Source organism: Acaryochloris sp. IP29b_bin.137, from assembly GCF_028285745.1.
Taxonomy (GTDB): Bacteria; Cyanobacteriota; Cyanobacteriia; order Thermosynechococcales; family Thermosynechococcaceae; genus Acaryochloris.
The window spans coordinates 1-23,278 of record NZ_JANQOP010000246.1 but is presented as its reverse complement, the minus strand read 5'-3'; the positions used below and the strand labels follow the sequence as shown (position 1 = coordinate 23,278).

Here is a 23,278-nt window from a genome sequence, read left to right as displayed (position 1 = left end):
AGGAGTTTGAACGTTGCATTCAGACTCCTTTGGGGACATTTCGATGCTTGTGTTGATCAGTTAGGAAACAAAATGAGGCATAACTTGAGCAGAGGTGAGCAGACCACAAATTCCTTGCTTATGGAGGGCAATCCCCGCTTTGAGATAGCCAAAGGCAGGACCACAAACATTGGCAGCCATGCTGGTTTCATCTCCTAGGGTGAAGGTATGGGTGGAGATTTTGCCTTCAAAGGTTCGACCCGTAAGCTGGACGTTGGTGCTCAGGGGTTTCTTGGGATTACGAGTATCGACGACCCCGCCAACGGTGACGCGATCGCGACCACAAATCCCGGCCATTTCCAAAATCACATCATCGGCATGTTCCATATCTTCCAAGCTGAGGATGCCGTTGGTTTTGTCTAATAAGGCTTCTACTTCAGCATCAGTCATGGCTTTAGCCGTTTCGACGGTGTAGCCCGGTAAATGGGCAATGTCTTCGCGGATGGTGGCGCGGTAGGCTTCCCAGTTGGCAATACCGACCCCAAAGGTGATTTTGACTTGGTGAATTTCCGCGTAGCTTTGGGCCGCTAAGGCAGCAGCTGCGGTCAGTAAACCAGGCGTAGCACCACAACCTGTGACATAGGTAATGCCTGCTTCTGCAAGTTCAGACTGGAGGTCCACAAGCTGCTCAACTGCGCTGGTCCGTTTGATGGCATCAATTAAAACGCCTTTCCAACCTAGATCGATAAACTGTTTGGCGACTGAGGCCATAAAGGTATTGGGCAGGTTGGGCAAAGCCAGAAAAAAACCGGCAACATTCTGGCTTTGCTGAATCAAATCGGCAATGCTTTGGGTGCTGAGGGTGCCGCCTGGGTCGAGGTAACCGAGAGAGCCTTGGGTTTGATAAGCTGCGATCGCACGTTTTAAATCCAAGCCTTCGAGGTTAAGCGCAAACCCTTTCTGGTCTGCAGCCGCTACGAGCTTCATTTGCTGTTTGGGAGCTAAAACCCGAGCTGCGGCTTGTCCAAGTCCGCCAAACCCCAATACACCAACAAGAAGTGGCTGATTTGATGTTTGTAGTGGATTGGCTAAATGGGTCACGTGCTTTACCTCGCCTGTCAAACTATCCATAACAATCTCAAATATTATCGGGCACCGTGGCCTCTTTGTAACTGGGTTGTTAGGGCAAGGTTAAAGATAGAAACATATCGCAACTAGCGTACATCTTTTAGCGTTCTGCTAAGTATGAGCACCTGATTCATCAATATCAATACCAGGGTAAGCAACATCCAAACCGAGTCAATGGAATGACCTTTATGGTCATGGTTTAAGGACCTTAAAACATTGGCTTCGTTTTCAGACCACGACATTAATTTAGAAGTTGTTCCGCAAAACTCCGGTGCTCATCAGTGCCTAACCCCTGCTGCAACACCGCCAATACTTGTGCCATATCCCCCGCCAGCAAAGCTGCCCCATCCAGCCATAACCCTGGAAAAACTTGACTATGAAAGACTCCCTGCTGATCTGTCCCTAGGGGGACATACTCATCAGCAGTTAACACAAACCAATCAAGCTGTGTTTCCAGCGTCCGCCATACAATATATTCCTTTACACCATTGCGCCGATAAGCCCGCTTCTTATCATGCAAATCAATGGCAGCACTACTCGCGGCAATCTCAATCACCAGCTCCGGTGCCCCTTCAATATAGTCATCCTCCCCAATCCTGGCCTGTTGCCCCGGTACAAACAGGACGGCATCGGGTTGCGGCTCATTATCGGGATCTAGACGTACGGTGGGTTCAATGCCCATAACAAGCCCTGGCGTTGCGGTCTTGTAGGTCCATAACCACCCCGTCAAATTGCCGTGAGGTTCACCATGACTTTTAATTCTGAGGGGGGATGACATGTTGTAAACCACTCCTTCAATCAGCTCCGCTTTTCGCAATTGCGGCATGGCTTGATAGCGACGCTCAAACTCCGATCGAGACAGGCGATCGCCATTTTCCAAAGGTGGGATAACTAATTGTTGTTGAGGCGTTGATACCATCTATCGAGCGTGGGAAAGAAAGTTTAGCTGACTACAGTTTAGCCTGGACCAAAACTGGCCAATGGCCTTGGACCACTATCCTTCCTCTTCAGGTTTTTCTGGCCTTAACAGGGGGAAAGCAATCACATCCCGAATACTAGCTGCATCACTCAGCAGCATAGCTAGGCGATCGATGCCAATGCCTAATCCGCCCGTGGGGGGCATGCCATATTCCAAGGCTGTAATGAAATCTTCATCCACACCATGCGCTTCTAAGTCACCTGCTTCTTTCCGGGCGGCTTGCGCTTCTAAGCGCTGACGCTGATCGACGGGATCTGTTAACTCTGAGAAACTATTGGCCGTCTCCCGACCGACGATAAACAGCTCAAACCGTTCCACCAGACCAGGCTGGGACCGATGGGGCTTGGCCAAGGGAGAGATCTCAACGGGATAGTCAAGGATAAAGGTGGGTTGAATAAGGGTTGCTTCCACCGTTTGCTCAAAGGCTTCGTTGAGAATGTGCCCTATGCTCTCGCAGTCTTCTACGCCTGTGATGCCAGCCTTTGCTGCTGCTTTTTGGGCAGCCTCTACTGTTTCAAACGTCACAAAATCAAGTCCGGTTTGTTCTTTGACCACATCATGCATGGTCACTCGTCGCCAAGGAGCAGTGAGATCAATGGTTTCGCCTTGGTACGGAACTTGTAAACTGCCCACTGCGCTCTCAGCCGCCTGACAGATCAACGCTTCGGTTAAGTCCATCATGTCGTTGTAATCAGCGTAGGCTTGGTAAATTTCGATGGTGGTGAACTCTGGATTGTGGCGGGTGGAAATCCCTTCATTACGGAAAATTCGCCCCAGTTCAAAAACTTTCTCAAATCCGCCAACAATCAGCCGCTTTAAATGCAGTTCCGTGGCGATCCGCAAATACAGATCCATCTCCATGGTGTTGTGATAGGTGATGAAGGGGCGTGCCTCTGCCCCCCCTGCCTCGGAATTTAAAACGGGGGTTTCAATTTCTATAAACCCTTGCTCGTCAAGATAGCGGCGGATACTGGCGGTAACCTGAGCCCGTCGTCGAAAGGTCTCCCGCACGGTGGGATTGACGATCAGATCAACATAGCGTTGGCGATATCGCTTGGCAATATCTGTGAGGCCGTGCCACTTGTCGGGGAGGGGCAATAATGACTTGGTCAGCACGGTGTAGGTCTGCACATAGACAGAGAGTTCACCTTTATCGGTGCGCTTGATGGTTCCTTGGACTCCGATAAAATCCCCCACATCGGTCAGTTTTTTGAGGAGGTTAAAGGCATGCTCATTTTGCTCCCCCATCTGCTCTTGGATACGCTTTTTTTCTAGGTAGAGCTGGATAGTTCCCGTTTCGTCCTGGAGGCTGAAGAAGGCTAACTTACCCATGACGCGACGAGCCAGGATACGACCTGCGATCGCAACTTCAAAATCTGCCTCCTCACCCTTAGCCAGATCCACAAATTTCTCTTGCAGGGCCTCAGCGGTATGGGTAGACTGCCACCGATAGGCATAGGGGGTTAAGCCTGCTGCTTTGAGCTGCTCAACCTTTTGCAAACGAGTGACCCTCACTTCCTCTAATGTGGAACCCGGGTTGGGTGGCTCAGACGCCCGATCAGCAGCCATAGATAATCCTTAACAATGCAAAACTTCAGACCCAGTTCTAGCTCAAATCACAACGTTCCCGACAGGGGGATTGCAATGCCAGAGTTTTGATTATAGAGGAAGGACGGACTGCAACTTTACCTCATCTATGAAGGATATCCGCCTTTGACAGACTGCAGTCTGATGCCCCCAAGATGGGGATGCTAGTTATTCGGTTTTAGATAGAACTAACAATATAATCGCGGATATCGTCATCTGAACTCAGTTTCATCTGTTCAGAGCGTTCGTAGAAGTTGATCTGAACTGTTGAGCCATCCGGGCGGCGAACTGTAAATCCAAAGTCTTCCAAGGTGATATCTCGGTGTTGCCACTGGTCAATAATGGTCAAGTTAGGGGTCTCTTGAATAATCCGTCGAACCTGATTAAATTTGCCATAGTATCCAAATTCAACCCACGGAGCCGTGATAGGTGCGAAGACATATAACCATATGCCCAAAATAGATATTGTGGTTGCACCACATATCAATCTGACTAGGGTTCGGACGACTGTCATGGCAAACAATTCTGAATCAGGGTGACTTGAGGTTGGTGGTATCAGTGAACGTTGGCTTATCGCTTGTGACAATTTCAGATTGGAACGAGATATCGTCACTGGCTGCTGTGTGATTCCACAAACTTATAACGCAATATTAACGACTTCAATTTTGTCAGACTTAAAACAAACTAGATAGATTGCATTAAGCAAGGGCACGATTGCAGACAGGAAAAGAAAGCAACGATCTAATACCTCTGCAAGACTACTTAACCTGTCGGTATGAGCCCACCATATCCCGTCTGCCATGGCATTAATTAACATGGGAATATACAACACAACCACAAGACTAATCAGAATACAGTCTAAAATATTCGCCCATTTAAACCATTTTGCTAGCTCTAGTCGTTCCCAATAGCCGGATTTAATCCCAAAGAGTGTCCCTGATATAGCCATCGATGTCACACCGATTTGTACCATCAGAAATGGGATGGTATGAATAAAAAGCGTGTGGTCCCATCCCTCCGGGCTAACGGCGAATACAGTTGAAAAAAACACTAGCGTAAAGGCTTCAAATAACTTTAATCGAGAAAGTAGTTGGTAGAGATTTTGGTCAAGATGGCCGGCCTTCAATTGTCTTATCATTTGCAGCCAGTTTGCAACAAGATAGATAAGGAAAATAACGAGTGTTATTGCCCAAAAAAACGGCAGTACATAAGTGGACGGCGGAGTATCAAAGTAAATACAGATGTTGTTATATCCAATAACTTCTTGGAAGGTGGTATTCTCTAAATCAATGTCAGAAAATCTTTCTGTAAGAAATATGCCGGTCATGACAATGATCCAGAAAGACAGATAACTCAAAAGCTGAAGCTTTTCGACTGTGAGAGTAATGGCAGTCGTGTCTCCTGGCTTTAGTTTGTTGGATGTCATTGGTTGAACCATTGGCTTGCTCACAATAGTTTTTCCCTTTAAGCGTTTTTCCCCTTCAGTTTTGCTTGAGGAAGAGTGATATTTTTTTGATCCTAACTTTTGATGCCGTTTAAATGGCCTTGCTCAACGTCGAGTGAGTGATAAAACTTGCAGCCATCCATTTAAGCGAACTTTGTATCGTAGCCAGTCTGAGGCATTGCGAGTCAATGCCCCTATCATCAACTCTGCAGACTCGATAAAAGTATGCGGATCTTATTCACAATCGATAGGCGGAGGGGTTTGGGATGGAGATTCCGTCTCGCAAATATTCGTTTTGGTAATCCCCGCTTCTTCAGTAACCACACCACTAAAGCTTTTTGTGTCCGTGCCTTTGGCTGTTGCCGTTACATAAGCTCGCTGGGCATCGGCTGAGACGATGTTGATATCGTAAAATTCATTGTCAAAACGCCCAATGCCTAGCTCCTCGTAAGTCGATGCGAAGGTTGGGTTTTCAAGCCGATAGGCCTGTTGAGCTCTATTTATTGCGCCAAGTTCACTTTTAGCAGCGGCTTCTCTTGCTTTAGTGGCCTGATTTGTGATGCTATCGAATAGAGAAACGGGTTTGATGTTCTCAGGTAAGTCTGTTTTGTCTGAAACTTTGGTGAGGGGAACTTCAATCACTTTGTCTTTAGCTGTGGTTGGATCGGGGGTAATTAGATATACCTTCTGATCCGATTGCAACACAAAGGTAACCGTTTCTCCACTCGCAGGATCTTTTAGCTCCCAAGTTCCTTCCCAAGGATTGTTTTCAGAGGATTGGCCACGAGTGGGGTTTTCAGCTGAACAACTCACCAATAACAGAAAAGCGGCTGCAGTACTGAAAAGAGTAATCGGATATCGCAATGATTGATATGGCATTGAATAAAGTCTACCTCTAACAAAGGGACTAAAATACTTGTCCAAAGGACTAGCTTAGCTAGACTAAGGTTCGCGAATGGGAGTGAAGTATGCCGCCCTTACGAACGGCGATTCAGGCCAAGAATTAAGGATATTTCTGCTATGCCCAAAGATGAATAATCTAGCTCTAGGCATACTTTGACTCTTCAATAGAAATCAAGGATTTTGTGCCAAAAGCAATAAATCTTTAGTGCAAGGGGAAACCCCAGCTGGCACTTGCACCATCTAAGATTACGAGTGTTTTTAAGGAATCGAACGGGCTAGGAGGGATTCGAACCCCCGACACCGTGGTCCGTAGCCACGTGCTCTAGTCCACTGAGCTACAAGCCCCTAAGGGACTATTATCTTACCACAGCCTAACTGTACGGCAAGAACAACTTGTTAAAGCTGCCCCATCAGGAGTCCCTTATCCATCATGACGAATCAAAAAGCGCTGACTCACCTTGATCACCACGGCGAAGCCCAAATGGTGGATGTGTCAGAGAAGGTCGCTACTGTAAGGGAAGCAACTGCCGTGGGTCATGTGAAGATGACCTCCGCAACCTTTGCAGCCATCCAAGCCGGAAACGCCCCTAAAGGGGATGTGCTAGGCACTGCCCGTTTAGCCGGAATCATGGCGGCAAAGCAAACCTCACAATTGATCCCTCTCTGCCATCCTCTACCCCTGAGTAAGGTTGAGGTGTCCATTCAGCCCCAACCGGACTTACCGGGATATGCAATTAAGGCCACAGTAAAAACGAAGGCGGAAACAGGGGTGGAAATGGAAGCCCTGACGGCAGTCTCTATTGCCGCACTGACGCTCTATGACATGGCAAAGGCGTTGGATAAATCCATGCAAATTCTCGATATCCACCTGCTTGAAAAGATTGGGGGGAAATCTGGGTATTGGCAAGCGGAGTCTTCATAGGGGGGAGAGGTGCGATCGCAGTCCCCAAACCCCGGATGGATTAAACTAGTGAGCTGTCCTGCAGGGATGGGACACCTATCGCTTATGAATTGCAAAAAGGCAGGATCTCATCAAAGATTAAGCTCGGCTTCAGTGCATTTTTCGTTAGGGCGGTGATAGTAGGCATAGATGTGAAGTTAATAGCGAGAGCGCACTATGTCAGGCCACGAAGTAAACATCACCTTATACCGTTGGGCAGGAGCATGGGGTCCTTTTAAGGTCAAAATTCCCTGTGGTGAATGTACCCTGACCAAAGATGTCATTCTAGACACCTTGGAGCATGAGCTAGCAGGCATTCCCGTCAAGCTAGACATCCGTGAATGGTTGACAGAGTGGTGGAAACCCTTACTCAAGGGAGGATGGCATGCTCCAATTGTGATGGTGAATGGCAAAGTGATTAGCCAAGGCCATGCCCTTAACCGAGGACTACTGACGGAAGCCGTTACTGCCGCCTACGCATCCAAGGCCCCCATCCAAAGAAGTCATTTATTTGGGAAAGAAAGCTGTCCCCACTGCAAACGCGCTAAGGCTTATTTAGACCAAGCTGGTATTCAGTACACCTACCATGATGTGGTTCGCAGTCCTCGCGCACTCTACGAAATGTTGGCCCGAGTCAAGCCTCTCGTTGGTCCCAAAACCCCTATCACTGTTCCCCAAATTTGGCTGGGAGGGCAGTATATTGGCGGAGCGGATCGACTAGAGCAGGTCATGCATGAGCAAGGATTATTCCGGTCTGAGTACGACACTGTGAAGACGACTCTTCAACCTAGATAAGAAAAGTGCGGGACTTAAACACATTTAATCAATGGCAACAGGTTTGACCTGGAATTCGGTAAATTAATACTCTGGGGCTAAATTGCCATATCGCTTACATCAAACAGTTCAAGCTAACGACGGGCTAGAATTCTTGGGAAACCAGAGTGAATCTTCTTTATAAGGTGCAATTCGCATATATGGCCGCTTGACTCGTACAGCTCAGAAACATGTAGAAGAGATAACTTTGTTTGCTCCACTCGTCCTGGCTGCATCGGTGATAGGTATCTCAAATGTGTGGACACACTACGCTGCTATCGCATTTTTCATCACACGATTTCTGCATTTCTTGTTCTATACTACTGGGATAACTCCCTTCCGCAGCTTTGCATAGGGAGTAAGTTTCTTCCTTGTCATTGGTAGCTTTGTTTTCGGTTTAGTTACACGGTAGTCAAAAAGCTGATTTTGGCCACAACAAACTCAAGGTCAAAACTATCTCGGACGCTGCCCTCACAGGAAGGTATTGGTAATGCGAATACGCCCACAGTTAGCATCACTGGCGACAAATAGACTCAAACAACGTAGAGAATGAATGATAAGCCCAGTGCGTGCCTAGGTTGGCTCATCCTGCGACGGATTTATTACTCTGTCGTCTCTTCATCCTCTATGGATAGGCAAGCATTCTGCTTGTAGTCTTCAAAAAATACACGCTCACCAAATACGATGGAGCCATTTTGATCTAATTTAGCAATTTGACTAAATGTTTTTCTAGGCCTTGGTTCAAACGAATTCTTTCCGCCCAAAATCCATTTTTCGCCAAGCATCGTCCATACCAGTCTCATACCTAAACTACTTAGTTTCTTTAACAGATATGCGTTGTCAGCAATTAAAGAACGAGGTCCAGATTGAGTTGTTGATGGATCTCGGAAGACGTTTTTAGCGTTTATTAAACGGTATCCATCCTGACCATTCCACCATAGGTCATTTGATTCAAAAAAGGTTCGAGATGGTACTTCTATTTCAAAAGGATGAGAAAGGGACGCATCATTTGCCCATTCAACAACAAGTTGATTACTAGAAGAAACATAGTAATCAGACAGGGATAATGGCCCAATATCCCCTCCGGCAAAGTATGAGTCAGGTTCTGTATTAAAGGATGTTGCCCAAGGATACTCCCCAGCAAAACCGTATGACCGAGACGACCCCTCAGGCATCCACTGTCCAAAAAAATTTCGCTTGTGTAGATAGCTAGATAACTCTTCAAAGTGTTCTTCAGGAATTATATAGCTTCGTAAATGGATCCAAATTTGACGATATGGTTGGTTCTCGCTATCCGTATCACGGTGTCCCCAAGCTGGATATGCACTTAACAACCGCCATTTTTGACTATCTTGATCAATTAATTCAAGTAAGTCTTCCATTTTTGGTAGATCATGTTCTTGATTGACCCACTCTGCGTCTGATAAATAATCAAAGTTTCGTGGATTAACCTGCGGCTTGATCCACCAAGTTCCAGTATCTGGGTTTTCATTTACGACAGATGCTGGTAGGGTTGGATCAAAATTACGCTGGTCAAGCAAAATCAGTGGAATTTTTTGATATTCAGGTGCCCAGTCATCGCGCCTACGCTCTAAATGGTCACATAGCTTCGATGCTAGCCGGTACATGGCAATCAACTGATATTTTTTCCCAATTCTTTCAGCCCACGCTGGTCTGCTGCGTCCACCTCCAAATTTACCCAGCATATAATCATCAAATAGATAGCAGGTGGAATCCGAATAACCGAGGTTAATGACTACCTCTTGAAGAATCCACATAGCCATTTTGTTACGATCAAGACCATGCTCCCACTCTCGAAGACATGACATGGTGTATATGAAAAAATCATCTTCCAAACAGCTATAAGCTAATTTTGGTAAAACCTGACTGTCTTGCCATGTATTGATTTGGTCATCAGAGGGAAATCGAAGAGGCCAATCAGTACTAACTGGAGATATCACAAGACTGGCATCATAACTTTTAGGGAAAGCATCGAGAATCTGGGCAAGCTCTATTAAACACCTAATATGATCACGTAATATAGCATTGTCAAAGCATTCTGTAGAATTTTGCAGAGTCTCATAGACTTTGATGACAGAAAGCTTTATGGACTGAAGATCACGAGATAAAATCAAAGCTCCATAACAACTCAACAAAGCACGTTCTACTACAGCATCATCATTTATTCCAAGATAGAGAGATAAGATGTCAGGAATAATTTCTGACCTTGAAGCCAGCAATGCTGATAATGCTCTAGTTGCTCGATCCTTTACTCTTCGATCGGAAGTTGCTGTAAACCATAGTAAAATTATTGCCCAACGTTTTGAGACTTCCAAGTTGACTTGCCTTAGAGGAATCTTGAAAGCTGCATTTATCAATTGGTTTAAATAGGTTTTTGAAGCGTATTGTTTATGTAAATATCCACACCATGCAGCATCTCTTTTAGCTAATGGATATAAAATCAAGAAATTATGCAACCATATTGCATCAATGAGAGAAGATCGACATGATATGGATAGAGCAATGTCCATCCCAAATCGAAACAACTCTCCTTTTCCTCTTAAAAATTCGCACAACAATTCTTTAGATTTACCTGAAAAAGTATTGGGTTCTCTCCAGGAGAATGATGAGATTGTACATTGAATAACTTCAGAACGAATATGTTCTGTTTTTATAAGATCAGGTAGCTCAATCTCATCGAATTTTTCAGGAAGAATGATTGAAAGAGCACTTAGGATTCCCTTGTTTTGAGCAACTGCTGACGAATCTTGAACAAGGTAATAATATTGACTGCTGGGCTGGAAGAGTTCATGAATTTTGGCTTCTGTAATCTGACTTATAATTTCTCTAGCAATCAAGAAATCCCCTAATCTCTCAAATGAAGGTCGAACAAAGCTATCTGAACCAAAAAGGTCGTCAGATTGTTTAGGTGCATCTTCGATCAGTAAATCTGACCGAACTAGCCATTCAAGGATTGGCAAATTTGCTTTTTGAATTTTACTATCAATAGCAGTTTGTGCTTGTGTCCAGCTTAGACCTGAACTGCCAGATGTCGAAATTTCCCTAACGATTGAATAAAGAGCATTACGTATGATGTTTGCCCCAGAATTAACGCTGTCGCTGTACTCGTCAGCAAACTGTTTCTCTTTTATTGAAAGAAACTCTCTAAAGATTGGTGATAGGCCATGCCAACCCGATGGTATTCGCCTTAATTTTTTAGCTACTAAAGTAGTACAAAGCAATTTTAGGTATAGTGGATTTTTGAACTCTGGTTGTAATATTGGAGCAATTGGCGGTTCAAGCCTGTAATGCTGAAAGAAAGCATTACAGGCATCATGCTCGGCACCTTCAAATCCGTGATGTTCAACTATCGGCAACTTATGATTTTCTGGAAGCGCTGATGATATAAAAGCAGTACGACAAGTTATGCAAAGGCGTAAAAAAGGTCTTTTATGAACTTCATAAATAACATTGGGTAGATGATCTTTCCAGTAACGTAATGGACGAGTCTCATTGATAGCATCAATGCATAAGATAAGGAATGAGCCTGATGCCTCAGCAGCCGATTCTAATGCATCAAGTAAACCATTCATTCCTAAACCAATGGATAGGTCTAAAACCTCTGACATGCGTGTCCAAGGAGCTGGATCACCACGAAACAAATGTCCAAAAGTTATACATGTTAGCATGCCATGACTTAAGCGATGTTCAGCTGCATCACAAGTGCCGTGGGTTTTACCCGAACCAGCTACTCCTGTTATTAGTACCGAGTCTGAGAATGCTAACAAGCCTGCCCATGACTTTAGCCAATTACATAGCTCTTGGTAAGCTTGAAGAACACTACGAACATAATCAAGATTGATTGTTGGAAGCGAGAGCTCATTTTCTGCCATCCATTGTTTGAATTCTGCTGAATCTATATTCGTTCCGTATTGATTTTTGAGGTGTTGATGAACTTGTTCCTCTATGATAGTTAAGCTGTCTATTAATTCATCAAGATCTGAACAGATTTCATTATATAAACTCCTATAGTTTTTAGAGCTTAAATTGCCAATAGTCTCTTGGGGAATTGATAATTTAAGTAATACGTTAGTTATGCTTTTAGGACAGTTTTCAAGATACTGCAGTTCTTCTGGAGTAGAGTTATCTCTATTGATCTGAGACAAGAGATGATTACTGTTTTCTTTGCATAATCTAATTTTCTTTTCAAACTCCTCGCCCCATTCGTTTGTACGTCCTAACGCAGAAAAGCATTTCCATAAATCTGTTTGAACATTTAGTTCCGGAGTATATCTACTTCCCGCTAAGTGCTTGGCTTTATTTAAGTGCTCCTGAAACCATTGTTCACTAAGAATTATTTCATTAAAAAAGTACTCACGCAGACCACCTGATATATCCAAAGTCAAGATCAGGTCTCTTAGTCTTGACTCTGGCCAAGCCTCAATTTCAAGTTGTCTACCTTGTTGTAGAGCTTTTTCCTTATGCTTTTCTACCCACTCTCTAAATTTTTCTTGTTGACTTTTTATCGGTTTTCCTGTTCTAGACTGCCTTCGACCTGTAGGTCCCGTCAAATCAAATGGAAAACACAATATGTAATGTGTCAAGTTTACGTGAATCTCTAAAGCTGTTTCTAAGGATTTCCCTCCTTGCCTGAGCAGAGAATCAATATCGAATACATACTTTGCCTGCCAACCAATACGAGCGCCCTCGGGGAGGTCTACAAAACATTCGACTCCACCATCACCACCGGCACCTTTTAATCTTACGTAGTTCTGATTACCTGAATACTTTCGATGAGCTAGTTGGCAACATTATTCCTCAAAAGACTCTCGAAGACCTCCACAGCGAGGTGCTATCTGTCGGAAGTTAAAATCACTCATATCGTGGAAGTATTTAGTAAAATTAAATATAGCTGGTGAGCTACCTAATAATTATCTGGATGGCAGCTGATAACTCTGGTTGGAGGGGCATTATACGCTAACTACCGGATAACTCCAAGATAAGGATATTATCAAGCAGAAGGTGGATAACTCCGATAGAGAGGGGAGATACATTAGCTCCCTATCATCTAGTTGTTGCTGCAGTCATGACTGCAGCACTTCCAATTGCATCTCCGACTATGCAGTGAATCGTGATTTAACGTATCAGAAGCTCAATCACAATAGTTTGGCTGGCTAGTGCTGACCACAAAGTGAAAGTTACAGCAGCAGCTTTTCAATCGCATCACATGCGACCACAACCTCATCTTCACTTCGAATAACCTTACCTATATCTTTAGCCTTAGCCGCATAGCCAAGATATGGTTTGGACGAGATGGGAAGAACTGCTCAGCCAGATAGCAACCTAGCTGACATCAAGAGAAGACTTTAATTCAACCCTATTCAGCATGGGTTTCTTTGGTCTGTTCGCGAATCACTTCGCTCCAGTTATCATCTTTGATCGCCGACTCCAAATTCTGACGCCGTTCTGCTTCGCTCTGGGGCTGGGTACTGCCGACTACGCCTAAAGCCATTGCCTTCTGCAACTTCACCTTTTTCTCTTCATAGGCTTGCCGCTCTTGAGCAGACATAGCTTGAATCGCTGCATCCTTGACAGTGCCAGCCCATTTACCATCCCCGGTATTCCCAGGGGGAAGACTAGGGAAAGCTGCGATCCATTCGTCCCTTAACTGCTCCATTTCAGCCCGCTTGGGAAATTTAAAAGGCTGAACTTTGACTTGGGCGCAGATGTCCTCACCATGTTGGGAAATATGGCTCTTCAAAGATAGAGAAACATTGCGGGAATAGTTTACATACTGGGGATTGCCTGCCTGATCAAAGACCGCATAAACGCCCGCAATCTTGGCGTCTCCAGATGTTTCAAACCAAGTCGCAACAGGAATAGGAGATTCAGTGGCTTGATCTGGGGTTGGGGGGGATGCTAGGTCTGCCGTATGTTCATCATCAGAGCTGTAGAGAAAGTCATGCAGTCCTTGATGGGCTTGCGGTACATTCTGGTGCTCGATTGCATTTGGATTTTCAATACCCACAGATTTACCTCCCTTGCCGATATGCCCTCATTATCGGTCATCGCGATCCCCTCGTCGGAAAATCGAGTGGGCCACTGATATTGATTGAGAAATCGACTGATAGAACTAGCGGATTTAACCTTTAGATATAACCCTTCGGGCAACATCTCAATTTAGTGACATTGGGGGGTACCCTCCTAACAGAGGCCCTTAAGCCATGCTTGCTGTTGAATTAATCTTGATTACCGCTAAAGTTACAAGGTCTTTTGATGATGAAACGTTTTTTATCTGTTGGTCTGGGTGTATTAGCTGTTGCTGTGGGCCTTCCCTTTGTCAGTGGCACTCCGGTCTTTGCTAATTTGCAAAAAGCAGGAGAAGCGCTGGTCCAGAGAGTCTTTCAGCCCCAGGTGAAGTTAGTTCTTTCCGCAGAGAAGCAGGTCATCACCCCTAATACTGAAGGGGGGCAAGAACGGACTTGGCAGACTTTGGAAGGGGATGTGACCGTCCGTCCTGGTGATGTGCTTCGCTATACCCTAGTGAGTGAAAATGCAGGAGATAAACCTGCTGCAGAGTTGAGGATTAACCAGCCCATTCCCAAGCAAACGACTTTTGTTTTGGAATCTGCACGAGCCAATGGTGCCAAGCTCTCCTATAGCATTGATGGGGGTCAGACCTATTCTGAAAAACCCATGATTGAAGTCACCCAGCCTGATGGGACAGTTGAAATAGAGCCTGCTCCTGCTGAGGCTTACACCCATGTTCAGTGGGATTATCGTGAGTCCCTACAACCCATGGCCTCGGTCAAAGCGGTGTACGAAGTCGCCGTTCAGTAAGTGGCTGTTATGTCAGTGTGCTGCGGTGGGCCTGAGGGTGAAGCTACCATCCCCAAGTTCCTGCACCGCCTTTGAACGGGCCAACAATATCGGGCGTAATCCAACCGCCGTAAAAGTCTCCGGCTTGAGCCTGAACCACTTCCCCATCGATGGTACAAACATCCATACGGCTGGGATAGAAGGCGATGTAGTCTTTGAGATCGGCGAAGCGGGGGGAGGGATTGGCATAAAACCAGGCGACGTTTTCTTCGGTGCGATCGCGAACCGATACGGTGTAATACCCCGCCGACCCTTTCCACTCGCAGAAGGTTGAGCGCCGCGTGAGCTGCAAATATTCCATTTGAACATCCGTTGGGGGGATATAGTACACCGGGGGATGACTGGTTTCTAAGACCCGTTTTGCGTGGTGGGTATCGGCTAGGGTGATCCCATTAAAGGCGATCTGAATATGTTTGGGAGAATCTTCTAGTCGGGGAGGACGGGGGTAATCCCAGACAGATTCTTGACCAGGGCCGGGTTCAATACGATTGAGGGGCATTGGATAAGTCCTCCTATCTTGAAGGCAATTGATGCACTTTTTTGAGGGTAACGTTGATCGATCCGGGTATGGGGCATGATGGCCGAATTCTCTGCAAGAGATTCCACCGGGTTAGAAGGCAATGCTCCCTCTTGAGTCCTAAAGCGCGTCGCATCATCCCTGCATTCCTACCCGATATCAAGACTTCTAATATTCACCACAGTCGGGTATAGCAGCATGATGACGTGGTGACTTGATTGGATCTAGGATTGGGCATCAGCAGCTGAGTTCACCATTGACACAAGGGAAGAAGCGGGTCCAGTCACAGGTTGGCGTTGGCGAATTGCGTCCTGCCAGAGGGTGACTAGCGTGTGAACGGTATTATCCCAACTATATTGGTCAAGGCTAGACTGGGCCCGTTCGCCCATATGCTGACGGAGGTTAGCGTCCGTGACCAACTGCAGCAGTTTATCGCCAAAATCATCAATGGATTGCGGAGTATAGAGGAAGCCATTCCATCCATCCACAATATTCTCGACAACACCACCTGCTTTGGGAGCCAGTACGGGAATCCCCGAAGCAAAAGCCTCTAATACAGTCAGTCCTCTTGCTTCTTTCTCAGAGGTCGTGACGTGAATATCGCTATTGGCTAAGAGCGCTGGAATTTGTTCGGGGGCAACCCGCCCGAACAAGTGCACATGAGGAGTGAGTTGGCGAAGGGTATGGGCAATCTCTTCCCGCATAGAGCCATCACCTGCAACCAGCAAAGCCACCTGATCAGAGCTAACCCGGGTGAAGAAGTCCTGTATAGCCTTGAAGGTAAACTCCCAGCCCTTATCTGGGGTCAGACGCCCCAAGAAAACGAGCTTTACTTGTTGATCCACCTGCGGAAGACCATAGGCCTCGGCAAAATAATCTGATTGTCGGAGGTCTGGACTGAAATGGTCGGCATCGAAGCCGACTAAGCTGGCATAGCAGGTATTGTTGATGCCGAGATCGATAATCTTTTTGTGGGTGATGGGACTGGTCACCAGGGTGTAATCGTAAGCGTTATAGACTCGTCGGAGCAGGAGCGTGAACAACCGTTTCAGCAGTGAGAGGGCCTGAGATGGCCAGGCAAAATAATCCTCAGCATACTCCAGAAAATTGGTCCTGAAAAAGCCAACACAGGGGATGTTGGCTTGCTGAGCATATTTGATACCGGGGATTTGCCATAATCCTACGGATAAGCGCTCGGGTTCATCCACATGAATAATATCGGGTTGAAACGTTTCTAGGGCCTTTTGTAGTGGCCACCGCGCTCGCCAGTTGACATTGCGCTCAAAGTCCAAACCCATAAAGGTGCTACTGGGGAGATTGATGACTTCGACATTAGGGAGAATGCAGCCGGTGTAGTTCTGCCAATTTGGATAAACGCTGGCCAGGGAACGATAGTCTGGACAAAACAATTTGACTTGATGGCCCCAATCACTCAGCTTCTGCAAACGATGGAAACCGCTGACCGTAACGCCGTCGACAACGGGTAAGAAACCAGAAGCAATGATCGCAATTTTCATACAGGTAAATGTATGGGGCAGTTTAAGAACTATTCAAGTTTATAGCAAATCAAGATTAAGTTTAAGAATTGAATTCGGTTACGCTCTGATTAGGCTAGTGAAAAAATTATCGTTTTAAGTGCTCTTTCTGAGGGGGTTTCAGTAGGGTATAAGGAAGTGTATCAAAGCTAAAGTCAGCAGTTCATAGTATTATCCGTTGATGTTAATGATTCAGTTTTCGGATGCCAGCTTTCGATGTGTGTGCTGAGATCACAAAGCCATTCCCTAAGTTTTCCCCCTGCAGCCATCCCTTCTGGACCCCAGGCAACCCTCAACCTCATCTACATCTCCCATCTACATCCTCCGTCTGATGCCAATATTAAAAATATTGGTGGGATGCAAACGGTGAGCCTGCAATTATTAGACGCGCTGCAACGACGTTCAGATTTATCTGTGTTTCCCCTTGTCTTGGAGTCTCCCTGGCGGGGAACTGAAATGAGAACTCTCGGCTTCTTGCTAAGGTTACTAGGCACTTTACCTAAGGTTATTGCGCATCAGCAGGCGGATGTCGTTCTCTTCTCTTCCATGGTGACCGCTGCTTTGGCCCCTTTACTGAGTTCTAGAGTGGCAGTTCCCATGGTTGCTATCAACCATGGTCAGGACGTGACATTGCCAACGAAACTTTACCAACACTGGGTGCCTAAGGTATTTCATCATTTGCAGGGGGTGATTTCCGTCTCTACTGCAACCCAAGCGGCTAGCCTTCAACGCGGATTAAACTCCTCCAAAAGCTTTGTTCTTCCTAATGCCCTCGATATTCAGCCTCGGCCCTATCAAAAATCGCTATCGCGAGCGTTTATTGAGCAACAATTTAAGCTGGACCTGACTGGAAAACATCTTCTTCTCAGTGTTGGACGGCAGGTTAAACGAAAGGGGCATGCTTGGTTTTTACAAGAAGTATTGCCTCGTCTCAAACAACCCGTCGTTTATTTGCTGATTGGTACTGGCAAAGAGACCAGTCGTTTGCAATGGCTCAAAGAACAGGCTGCAAACCCTGACCATATCGTACTGGCAGGCAAGACTTCTGATCAGATCTTGCAGCATGCCTACGATGCTTCTGATTTGTTTGTCATGCCCAATATCCCTGTAGCAGGGGATATGGAAGGATTTGGGGTGGTCATTCTGGAAGCCAATGAGGCCAGAACACCCGTGATTGCCTCTGATCTGGAGGGGTTGCAAGATGTTGTTCAAAATGGCCTGAATGGGTTTAAGGTCCCTCCCCTGAATGCCTCACAATTTGCGAAAACGATTGATGACCTCCTAGAAAGCCACCTCGCCTCCATGGCAACCTCGGCCTATGAGTGGGTCAGGCAACATTATCATTGGTCGGCGGTTTGTGAGCAATATGTTGAGGTGCTGCAAATGATCCGTGGCTCCGCAGAGAAGCTGTAAATCCTAATGTTTTAATTGATGAGAAGGGATGATTGACTCAGAGTGCGTAGTAACGCTGTAACGGTGGGAAGAAGACTCGGCACTGGTCTTCAAAAGAATCTAGCTTATGATGCCTCCGCTGCAACCTGATGTAAAGGCTCTCAGGGAATTAGCGCGGTAGCCGCTAGATATAGTGTTTAGGTCACAGCAAATGCCTGATACCCATTGAGGTCAAGAGAAATCCTTTGGAAGAGTCTTTCAATATTGGAAATACTGTAGCATCGCCTTTTTAAGACCTTGACTCGGTTATTAAATCCTTCCGCAAAGCCACTGGTCCACCCCTCCAGGAAATAGTTGGTCATCTCGTCCATCCAATTATTGATAGTAGTCAGAAAACTATCAAATTCCTTGATGTCACTCTTGAGTACTTGTTTACATCAGGCTCGGATGGCACATTTAGCTCCGCGATTGATGTACCTGTCCTCAAATATCTACGTGAATTCCTCTCGGAGGTTGTACGCCTGCTTCAGCTCAGGAGAATAAGCAAATAATCGCCCAAGGAATTGTTGCTTTGACTTTGAAGCCTAAATACTCGCTCCAGTCAGCTTGAGTGGCAATCCAGCGATCAATGGTTCCACTGACGACATCTTCACTGACCCCTAGTTTCCTAGCAACATCTGAAACCGTTGAATTGAACAGGATTTGCAGAAGCCAATGCTCATAAGTTTTTGTATTAGGACTGTGAGGTTCATGTCATTCTAACTGTTGAGTTGTCGTGGGATGGTCATCGCAATACCCGCATCGATAGTGCTTGGGCCGAATTTCTAAATAAACGGGTACTTCAAATAATGGCAGGTGACGAATCCGAAGCGCCTAATCGTGACAATGAAGGCCAGCAATCTTACGTCCGCATTGGTGACAGGTTGTCCCTTGGAGCGTACTCTCAATCTTGATTAGCCAATCCCCTCTCTCAGTCTTCGATAGCGCTAGAACTTGAACATCAGGAAGGTTGAGCGGGATGCGAATTGAGTTATCCATTACGCCATTGCTCTGAAGTACTACCTCAGATCATTCCATAGGGATGAGAAAGGGAACACGCTAAATGTAGGGCTGCTACACGCTAATTCCCAGAGAGCCGAAATTATTTGTGTTTAGGCACACATTCCGCAGTCCTGCTAAGCAGGGGAAACCTGCGGAATCAATGACACTGACTTAAGTTGACAATATTATTGTGTGTCAAGTATGCTCCTAGGATTGAAATTATGATGATGCTCCAAGCGTTAGGAATTGGAATATCCAGTGAAACTATCGATAGTTATACCCGCATACAATGAGATTCACACTTTAGACACCGTTTTAACTAAAGTCGTTCAGACTCTACCAGATGTGGCCAAAGAGATTGTGATTGTAGATGATGCATCAACCGATGGTACACGAGAGTGGCTAGCACAAACCTTTGGCGAAATGGGTTCTCATGCCGTTGGTCTAACCTTTAATCCTGATAGAAAATTAGTTGCGATTGAGGGAAATGAGTACGAACGACAGCATGAATCTAGTATTAGCTCTACTACTTCAATTCAGCATGCTCTTACCGCAGTAAAGGTTATTTTTCACAAGCATAATCAAGGAAAAGGAGCTGCTTTAAGGACCGCTTTCCAAGCTGCTACCGGCGATGTGATTGTTATCCAAGACGCTGACCTGGAATATGACCCAGCTGATTGGAATCGAATGTGGCGCATCATTGTTGAAGGAATGGGCGATATCGTATATGGTTCTCGCTTCTATGGTGAGCCACATCGAGTTCTCTACTTCCATCATTTATTAGGAAATAAACTAATATCTAATCTAATCAATCTGTTATGCAACACGACGCTCAGTGATATTGAAGTATGCTACAAAATGTTTCGCCGAGAAGTATTGTCAGACATGACATTAACTAGTAATGATTTTGGCTTTGAAGTAGAGTTTACGGTGAAGGTCACCATGTCCCGTCGTCGCTGGCGCATTTATGAGACAGGTATTTCTTACTATGGGCGAACTTACTCCGAAGGGAAAAAGATTAATTGGGTAGATGGTATCAAGGCGCTGTGGTACATCGTTAGATTTCGCTTTTTTGGATAACCAAAATCTTGGCGGAGAATTTATAACAATTAAGCCTTTCTAGTTCACATCAGCTAGATTCAATTGGAACATGCTAAGCGGTAATAACAACGCAAAATTGGTTTGTGATCGCAACTGCTGCTGCCTATCTCTTTCGCTTTCTAATTGCTATTAGCACTCAGCACAATATATTCCCCGTGAATAGCTAAAGATAAATTCTTGATCGCATCCATTAAGCACCATTCTATTCATAATGTAAAACGTAATAGATGTCATTATTTACCTCTAGTGAGTATTACTCTCCAATCCTAGTCCTTCTTGTCGGCATAGTCAGTCTGATTGGTTATTTGGGTTTAGGCTTAACGCTACAGGATAAACTATCGCTTTCTTTACCTCATCCTTGGAAGCAAGTTGTAGGTGTTTTGCTTGGGCTCCAAGTTGCAAGCTTAATTGTGCAAATCTTGGGAATGGCGAATCTTGCATCACGTCCGCTCCTAATCATTGTGTGGAGTGTGATGATCGTCATAAGTTGGAGTGCAGTTATTAAGCACGGAATTGTTCAAAAACGATGGCCTCTATCTATTTTTTCTAGTGGAGCCTTGTTGCCTCTAATCATCATATTGATTGGCATAGGAATCAATTTGATTGTTGCGATCGCTCCATCTTCCAAGATTGACGAATTGTATTATCACATGCTGCTGCCAAGCCGAATCATAGCTGATGGAAGTCTCAAATTCTATCAAGAACCTTGGCTAGCTGCGATCTATCCTCAGATGATCTTTCAGATGTCCACAACACTGCTTTATTCTCTAGGCTTACCAGATGCAGGTAATGTTGTTAGCTGGGGATTGAGTGTTTTGCTTGTTTATTTCGGCCTATCCCTTGCCCATAGGCAACATGAGACTCCATCTTGGCGACATATTTGGCTTGTCCCAATGGCATTAGGCTTGTACCCAGTCGTCTGGCATGTAACCGGTGGAGCCCATGCTATGGGTGACTTAGCGACTGCAGCAGCAACAGTTGCGCTCTTAGATCGAAAGCGTTTGCTACAGGAAATTGGCCCTCAGAAATTTGCGATTGTATCATCGCTGTTAGTGCTATCGTCGATTTCAACCAAGGTTTCACTTTTACCTTTAGGGTGTAGTCTACTTATTCTAACTTTATTCTTTCTGTTCCAACAAGTTTTAACATTTACTCAAAGACTTAAGGTATTTCTTTATGCACTTATGCCGTGGGGAGTGTTTTATCTTCCTATCTTGACTTGGACATTTTGGCAGTCAGGATCTCCATTTGGCCCAGTCCTTGCTAATGTATTTTATAAATCTGTTTATGATGTTGATGCCCTTAGCATCCGAATTCATGAATCTCGTATTGTAAATACACCTACAATTAAAGATGTATTGATTTTAATTGTTAGAAACTATTGGCCACTCTCCTCGCTTGCCTTACTCTGCCTGATTTGTCTTGTTTTAATCAAATCTATACCCAAGATGAATCGCTGGATCATCTTGTTCTTATTCAGCTTTCAAACGCTGATTATTCTTAAACTAATGTTCTTTGATTTGAGATTTTATGGCGGATTGCTTCATGGATATCTTATTTATTTCGTAATGGTATGCCCCCAGAAACTTGCAAATCGATTAGTGGGTTCACTCCCAAAAAATATTATAGTAATGGGACTATTTCTTGCACCCTCCTTATTGGTGCAAATTTACTATTCATTGCAATTTTTTCCGGTTATTCTAGGTATACAAAGCAAGGTTGATTTTTACCGCGATAAGATACCATTTTATGATGACTATCAAGCTCTTGATCGCCTACTGCCTAAGAATTCAGTCTTACTAGTCAGTGAAAAATTAATTCGTCTTAGTTCAGTTTATTCTCCTCGGCCAGTTTACTTTACTCTTGATGATGTTCCTCCCTTAAAACCTGTATATTTATTTCTTGTGAAACGAGATTCTAACTCTAATCCTCATGTAAAGCAGGCAAAACAGTTGCTTCCGCTTGATAAACTACAGCTTGGTGATGAAATTTATCAGAATGAGAATGCAGTTATACAAACCTACAGAACACCAGGGCGTACCAATTCCATAGGATCTCTAATCGTCTATCCATTATTGAACAACTGATGAAATAAGCTACTATATACTCTGAGTTTAGTAGTGCAGTTTGTCATATATCGTGTCATCAAAAATTTTCTTTTGTATTTTAGTATTGCTTACATCTGGCCTCAATACTGCGGGCCAAATTCTCTTAAAATATGGAGTAACAAATAGTTTTTTTAATCTATATTTATTGGGTGGTATTCTAGCCTATGGATTAAGTACAATTGTTTATATCCTTGTTCTTAGTAAGCTGAATTTATCAGTTGTCTATCCGGTAGTAATTGGATTAACAGTTATTTCAACTACTCTAGCTAGTATTATTTTCTTCCAAGAAAAGGTTTCAGTACCACATTGGATGGGAGTTGGTTTGATTTTAAGTGGAATCTGCACAGTTGTTTTCGGCAAAATTAGCTAATTCAATTATTAGAGTTATACTCTAGACGGCTAGGATATTAACTTTCTTAAAAGACTGAAACTTGAATGACAGGAGGCTTGTTAGTTTTGCCTTATGCTCACCATTGCATTGGTCGAGGCACTGTTGAATGGCCCCATTAAAAGAGTGGAAATCCGCATAATACTTTGAGCAGGGACATTCCTTACGCACAAAGCGCCAGAGCCGCTCAATCAAATTCGAATGGGGTGAATAGGCAGGCAAATAGGCTACCTCAATATCGACGATCTTGGCAAAGTCTGCCACAACCTGGCACTTTTGATATCGAGCATTGTCTAAAATCACGCTGATGGGTATGACGGGGTCGAGTAGTGTCAGCTTAGTTACCTATCCCACACTTTGTTGATGCACAATCTTCCATACCCCGTTTGCTTACAGCGGGTCAGTTGATTTCCGCTTTTTGATACTGACGAAGGGGTTTGGCTAAGGTATAGCAATCAAAGATTGGGTTAGGACACTTTTCTGAAGGCATGATCCACCGCATCCCAAAAATTTTCGAACTGATGACCTGTTTTGCGTAAGCAAT

Annotated in this window: 18 protein-coding genes, 1 tRNA gene and 2 pseudogenes; 8 read left to right on the top strand and 13 right to left on the bottom strand. The window is 44.8% G+C overall.

Annotated elements, in window-relative coordinates; genetic code table 11:
• Positions 1-60: 60 nt before the first annotated feature.
• The 7 genes from Q0991_RS17450 to Q0991_RS17420 form a co-directional block, all read right to left on the bottom strand.
• Complete coding sequence (locus tag Q0991_RS17450; RefSeq protein ID WP_299490673.1) at positions 61-1,110, bottom strand: saccharopine dehydrogenase-like oxidoreductase; 1,050 nt, start codon at positions 1,108-1,110, stop codon at positions 61-63.
• Positions 1,111-1,348: 238 nt separating this feature from the next.
• Positions 1,349-2,026, bottom strand: coding sequence for a Uma2 family endonuclease (locus Q0991_RS17445; RefSeq protein WP_299490671.1), 678 nt, complete (start codon positions 2,024-2,026; stop codon positions 1,349-1,351).
• A 75-nt stretch (positions 2,027-2,101) separates the two neighbouring features.
• Positions 2,102-3,655 (bottom strand): lysine--tRNA ligase, encoded by a 1,554-nt coding sequence (gene lysS, locus Q0991_RS17440; protein ID WP_299490670.1) that lies wholly within the window; start codon positions 3,653-3,655, stop codon positions 2,102-2,104.
• 196 nt (positions 3,656-3,851) lie between these two features.
• Entirely contained in the window at positions 3,852-4,187 is a 336-nt protein-coding gene (locus Q0991_RS17435) for a hypothetical protein (protein WP_299490669.1), read from the bottom strand.
• Between the two features lie 123 nt (positions 4,188-4,310).
• Positions 4,311-5,111 (bottom strand): hypothetical protein, encoded by an 801-nt coding sequence (locus tag Q0991_RS17430; RefSeq protein WP_299490664.1) that lies wholly within the window; start codon positions 5,109-5,111, stop codon positions 4,311-4,313.
• A gap of 240 nt (positions 5,112-5,351) precedes the next feature.
• Entirely contained in the window at positions 5,352-5,996 is a 645-nt protein-coding gene (locus tag Q0991_RS17425; RefSeq protein WP_299490662.1) for a type IV pilin-like G/H family protein, read from the bottom strand.
• A gap of 295 nt (positions 5,997-6,291) precedes the next feature.
• Positions 6,292-6,365: transfer RNA gene (locus Q0991_RS17420), tRNA-Arg, on the bottom strand.
• 85 nt (positions 6,366-6,450) lie between these two features.
• Here Q0991_RS17420 and moaC point away from each other — a divergent pair.
• From moaC to Q0991_RS25240, 3 genes are all read left to right on the top strand, one after another.
• Complete coding sequence (gene moaC / locus Q0991_RS17415) at positions 6,451-6,942, top strand: cyclic pyranopterin monophosphate synthase MoaC (RefSeq protein ID WP_299490660.1); 492 nt, start codon at positions 6,451-6,453, stop codon at positions 6,940-6,942.
• A 195-nt stretch (positions 6,943-7,137) separates the two neighbouring features.
• The gene (locus Q0991_RS17410; protein ID WP_299490655.1) at positions 7,138-7,755 is read left to right on the top strand and encodes a glutaredoxin; all 618 of its coding nucleotides are present in this window, start codon (positions 7,138-7,140) and stop codon (positions 7,753-7,755) included.
• 187 nt (positions 7,756-7,942) lie between these two features.
• Positions 7,943-8,128, top strand: coding sequence for an MAPEG family protein (locus Q0991_RS25240; protein WP_366524994.1), 186 nt, complete (start codon positions 7,943-7,945; stop codon positions 8,126-8,128).
• A gap of 247 nt (positions 8,129-8,375) precedes the next feature.
• Here the strand turns inward: Q0991_RS25240 and Q0991_RS17405 are convergent, their stop codons facing one another.
• Entirely contained in the window at positions 8,376-12,344 is a 3,969-nt protein-coding gene (locus Q0991_RS17405) for a hypothetical protein (protein WP_299490653.1), read from the bottom strand.
• Between the two features lie 806 nt (positions 12,345-13,150).
• Entirely contained in the window at positions 13,151-13,801 is a 651-nt protein-coding gene (locus Q0991_RS17400; RefSeq protein WP_299490651.1) for a GIY-YIG nuclease family protein, read from the bottom strand.
• A 251-nt stretch (positions 13,802-14,052) separates the two neighbouring features.
• Here Q0991_RS17400 and Q0991_RS17395 point away from each other — a divergent pair, with 251 nt between their 5' ends.
• Positions 14,053-14,613, top strand: coding sequence for a hypothetical protein (locus Q0991_RS17395; RefSeq protein WP_366524996.1), 561 nt, complete (start codon positions 14,053-14,055; stop codon positions 14,611-14,613).
• A 43-nt stretch (positions 14,614-14,656) separates the two neighbouring features.
• On the opposite strand, the gene Q0991_RS17390 is transcribed toward Q0991_RS17395, so the two are convergent.
• Together Q0991_RS17390 and Q0991_RS17385 are read right to left on the bottom strand one after the other, a co-directional pair.
• The gene (locus Q0991_RS17390) at positions 14,657-15,151 is read right to left on the bottom strand and encodes a DUF427 domain-containing protein (protein ID WP_299490647.1); all 495 of its coding nucleotides are present in this window, start codon (positions 15,149-15,151) and stop codon (positions 14,657-14,659) included.
• Between the two features lie 242 nt (positions 15,152-15,393).
• Positions 15,394-16,686, bottom strand: a complete 1,293-nt coding sequence (locus tag Q0991_RS17385; protein WP_299490645.1) for a glycosyltransferase — start codon at positions 16,684-16,686, stop codon at positions 15,394-15,396.
• A gap of 234 nt (positions 16,687-16,920) precedes the next feature.
• Between Q0991_RS17385 and Q0991_RS17380 the strand changes: the two genes are divergently transcribed.
• On the top strand, positions 16,921-18,117 hold the full coding sequence (locus tag Q0991_RS17380; protein ID WP_299490643.1) for a glycosyltransferase family 4 protein: 1,197 nt from the start codon (positions 16,921-16,923) through the stop codon (positions 18,115-18,117).
• 176 nt (positions 18,118-18,293) lie between these two features.
• On the opposite strand, the pseudogene Q0991_RS17375 reads toward Q0991_RS17380, so the two are convergent.
• A pseudogene (locus Q0991_RS17375) lies at positions 18,294-19,134 on the bottom strand (transposase).
• 261 nt (positions 19,135-19,395) lie between these two features.
• Here Q0991_RS17375 and Q0991_RS17370 point away from each other — a divergent pair.
• The 3 genes from Q0991_RS17370 (at position 19,396) to Q0991_RS17360 (ending at position 22,716) form a co-directional block, all read left to right on the top strand.
• Entirely contained in the window at positions 19,396-20,217 is an 822-nt protein-coding gene (locus Q0991_RS17370; RefSeq protein ID WP_299490641.1) for a glycosyltransferase family 2 protein, read from the top strand.
• Between the two features lie 248 nt (positions 20,218-20,465).
• A complete protein-coding gene (locus Q0991_RS17365; RefSeq protein WP_299490638.1) occupies positions 20,466-22,325 on the top strand; it encodes a hypothetical protein in 1,860 nt (619 codons plus the stop codon).
• Between the two features lie 52 nt (positions 22,326-22,377).
• A complete protein-coding gene (locus Q0991_RS17360; RefSeq protein ID WP_299490636.1) occupies positions 22,378-22,716 on the top strand; it encodes an SMR family transporter in 339 nt (112 codons plus the stop codon).
• Between the two features lie 21 nt (positions 22,717-22,737).
• On the opposite strand, the pseudogene Q0991_RS17355 reads toward Q0991_RS17360, so the two are convergent.
• A pseudogene (locus Q0991_RS17355) lies at positions 22,738-23,073 on the bottom strand (transposase); the annotation flags it as partial.
• Positions 23,074-23,278 lie beyond the last annotated feature (205 nt).

What these genes read in the sequence shown, in the direction of transcription:
- Q0991_RS17450 (WP_299490673.1), bottom strand. Translation starts at nt 1,110, where the DNA reads ATGGATAGTTTGACAGGCGAGGTAAAGCACGTGACCCATTTAGCCAAT.
- Q0991_RS17445 (WP_299490671.1), bottom strand. Translation starts at nt 2,026, where the DNA reads ATGGTATCAACGCCTCAACAACAATTAGTTATCCCACCTTTGGAAAAT.
- lysS (WP_299490670.1), bottom strand. Translation starts at nt 3,655, where the DNA reads ATGGCTGCTGATCGGGCGTCTGAGCCACCCAACCCGGGTTCCACATTA.
- Q0991_RS17435 (WP_299490669.1), bottom strand. Translation starts at nt 4,187, where the DNA reads ATGACAGTCGTCCGAACCCTAGTCAGATTGATATGTGGTGCAACCACA.
- Q0991_RS17430 (WP_299490664.1), bottom strand. Translation starts at nt 5,111, where the DNA reads ATGGTTCAACCAATGACATCCAACAAACTAAAGCCAGGAGACACGACT.
- Q0991_RS17425 (WP_299490662.1), bottom strand. Translation starts at nt 5,996, where the DNA reads ATGCCATATCAATCATTGCGATATCCGATTACTCTTTTCAGTACTGCA.
- moaC (WP_299490660.1), top strand. Translation starts at nt 6,451, where the DNA reads ATGACGAATCAAAAAGCGCTGACTCACCTTGATCACCACGGCGAAGCC.
- Q0991_RS17410 (WP_299490655.1), top strand. Translation starts at nt 7,138, where the DNA reads ATGTCAGGCCACGAAGTAAACATCACCTTATACCGTTGGGCAGGAGCA.
- Q0991_RS17395 (WP_366524996.1), top strand. Translation starts at nt 14,053, where the DNA reads ATGAAACGTTTTTTATCTGTTGGTCTGGGTGTATTAGCTGTTGCTGTG.
- Q0991_RS17390 (WP_299490647.1), bottom strand. Translation starts at nt 15,151, where the DNA reads ATGCCCCTCAATCGTATTGAACCCGGCCCTGGTCAAGAATCTGTCTGG.
- Q0991_RS17385 (WP_299490645.1), bottom strand. Translation starts at nt 16,686, where the DNA reads ATGAAAATTGCGATCATTGCTTCTGGTTTCTTACCCGTTGTCGACGGC.
- Q0991_RS17380 (WP_299490643.1), top strand. Translation starts at nt 16,921, where the DNA reads ATGTGTGTGCTGAGATCACAAAGCCATTCCCTAAGTTTTCCCCCTGCA.
- Q0991_RS17365 (WP_299490638.1), top strand. Translation starts at nt 20,466, where the DNA reads ATGTCATTATTTACCTCTAGTGAGTATTACTCTCCAATCCTAGTCCTT.